Origin of the sequence: Methanobrevibacter sp. (assembly GCF_030539555.1) — an archaeon.
In the GTDB taxonomy this organism is placed as follows: Archaea; Methanobacteriota; Methanobacteria; order Methanobacteriales; family Methanobacteriaceae; genus Methanocatella.
This window is the reverse complement of record NZ_JAUNXX010000109.1, coordinates 1-2480: the sequence shown is the minus strand read 5'-3', so window position 1 is coordinate 2480 and position 2480 is coordinate 1. Positions and strand designations below refer to the sequence as shown.

The following is a 2480-nucleotide window of genomic DNA, read 5'->3' as shown; positions in this document are numbered from 1 at the left end:
TGGGGATTCGCAATTGAATTAATATTCGTTATATTTATTTTAGTAATGCAACACAAAATACCTGATTTCGAACCTACTGAATCCAGAAGCGATTTAGATATTACTGGTGCTATAATCTCATTAATAGGACTTGTATTATTCGTATGGGGTATTTTAATGCTGACAAAAGATACCTCCACCAGTATAATGGTAATCGTTGCTGGTTTAATTATCTTAGCAGCATTTGCATGGTTTGAAAGCAGAAGAAAAAGTAACGGCAAAGTGCCATTACTTGACATGGGATTATTCAAAGACAGAAATTTACGTGTAGGAGCAATCATCAGATTAATTGGTTGTCTTGCAATGGGAGGAGCTTTGTTTGCTGTTTCCTTGTTCCTACAAAGTGTAATGCAATTAAATGCATTAAATACAGGTTTAACTACACTTCCGATGACTATAGGTCTGCTTATATTTGCAATAGCAGCTCCAAGTTTATCCACTAAATTTGGTCATAAAAAATTGATTGCAGTAGGATCTTTAATCGCAATCGTTGGATGTGTAATCTTAAGCTATCAATTCAGATTGAATACATCAATGTATGATTTAATGCCTGGCTTATTTGTATTGGGTGCTGGACTTGGTTTCGTAATGTCCTTAAGTACTGATATTTCCTTAATCAATATTCCTAAGGAAAATGAAAACAATGCATCCGGTGTTCTTACAACCACCCAAACATTAGGTGAATCAATGGGTACAGCAATTATTGGGGTAATTTTAATTCTTGGAGTTATGGGAGGTCTAAGTACTGCAATCGATATGTATGCACCAGACCATGCAAACGACCCACAATTCTTTGATGATGCAGCAAATTACCTACAAGCAGCAGGTACTGATAATATTACACAGGACAATACTGTTATGAAAGCTGTAGATACCATTATTCAGGAAGCTATGGGATTCGTAATGATAGTAACTGCCATTCTGCTGGCAATTGTATTTATTGCAACGTTGCGGTTGCAGCCGAAAAAACAATGAGAGTTTAACTCTCATTTTCTTTTTTTTTAATTGATGAAGTGTTGGTAGAAATTATTTGATTTTGAACATTTTTCATTTTCTCATTTTTCATGAAATTTTTTTTTAATTTAATGCTATGAACATTATAACTGAAAATAAGTCCATTTCATTCTCTTAATATGTTCACTTTCCATTAATCTCTCAGTTTTGTATGCAGCTTCATGATTATATCTGGTTATGGTTCTATGATTGATAAGAATCTGTTGGATTTCATATAATTTTAAAAAAAGAATGAATGTTCTCTTCGAACATAAAAAATAGATTAAAGGTTTAGATTTAAACCTTTAATACAAGTAAATTTGCTCCTTCAACGATTAATGATATTCCAAGTAATATTGGAGCAATAATCGGGTTGTCGATTGTTAAAGCACCAATTGCAATCATGACAATTGCTAAGATTATCATTAAAATTGAAAGGATTTTTGAAGTTTGGTCTCCTGAAAATATGCCTGCTATACCAATTAAAATCATTATGATTCCTATGATATAGAATTGGAGACTCATTATTATTGGTATTGCAAAGATATTGGTTGTGAATATGAATCCGAATATTACGGCCAATATTCCTGATATGATAAGAAGAGCTCCCATTCCTGTGCCGCCGAAAATTCCTGCAAGTATTGAGAATATACCTAATAACAAGAAACTTATTCCTATAAAGGTTGAAACAAGGGCGGTACTGAAAACAGGGCATATAATGAATATCAATCCCAATATTATTGACAATATCCCTAAAATTTGATTATTGTTCATTTTTCTCACCTTTAAGTTTTATTTTAAAAGTTAAAATTCAAGTTATATCTTTGAATTTCAATATAATTTTTGTGTTTATTACTATTAAAACTTTATTGCTTTAATATTAAAAAAAGAGAACGATTATTCGGTTTTTTTGTGAAAAAAATGGTCTGTTTAATTAGGAATACATATATAATTGAAAATTAAAAAAAATGATATGGCTTAAAATATTAAGCTATATCAGAATATAATAATCCCACAGCCCTTTGAGCAAAGAATATTAAGTATGGAGTTATTATAATCGAAAGAATTGATAATATTGGCACATGGCTGAAAATAAATGATAGAAGCATTTCAATAACTGTGACGATTACAATAACCAATAATATTAATATGATTACCTTGCCCACACCTATTCTTCTTATGTCTTTTGCTGATTCAAAAATATTTAAAGCTTCAGTCAAGCTGCCAGTATTTGCCAATCTTGCTCCTGCTATGGTTTGAAGGAATGAAAAAATTACAAATAAAACTACCGCAACAGTAGCAGTAACGGCTAAAGAAACAGCCAAATTGGCAATTGCCTGAATCATTGCATCAGATACAAAAATAGTAGAAGCTCCCATATAAACATTTTGGGATTGTGAAATTATTTCTTGAGAAACAACTAAAAGATTGCCAAAGATATTTGTAAG

3 protein-coding genes are annotated in these 2480 nt (G+C 31.3%); 1 reads left to right on the top strand and 2 read right to left on the bottom strand.

Annotation, left to right across the window (positions count from 1 at the left end):
- On the top strand, positions 1 to 1014 hold a 1014-nt coding region (locus Q4Q55_RS10075; protein WP_303372673.1), incomplete at its 5' end, for an MFS transporter.
- Between the two features lie 315 nt (positions 1015 to 1329).
- Here the strand turns inward: Q4Q55_RS10075 and Q4Q55_RS10070 are convergent.
- Together Q4Q55_RS10070 and Q4Q55_RS10065 are read right to left on the bottom strand one after the other, a co-directional pair.
- A complete protein-coding gene (locus tag Q4Q55_RS10070) occupies positions 1330 to 1806 on the bottom strand; it encodes a DUF308 domain-containing protein (protein ID WP_303372672.1) in 477 nt (158 codons plus the stop codon).
- Positions 1807 to 2018: 212 nt separating this feature from the next.
- A partial coding sequence (locus tag Q4Q55_RS10065) for a DUF4013 domain-containing protein (protein ID WP_303372671.1) occupies positions 2019 to 2480 on the bottom strand: 462 nt, incomplete at its 5' end.

Coding starts and splice junctions, on each gene's coding strand:
- Q4Q55_RS10070 (WP_303372672.1), bottom strand. CDS start 1,806: ATGAACAATAATCAAATTTTAGGGATATTGTCAATAATATTGGGATTG.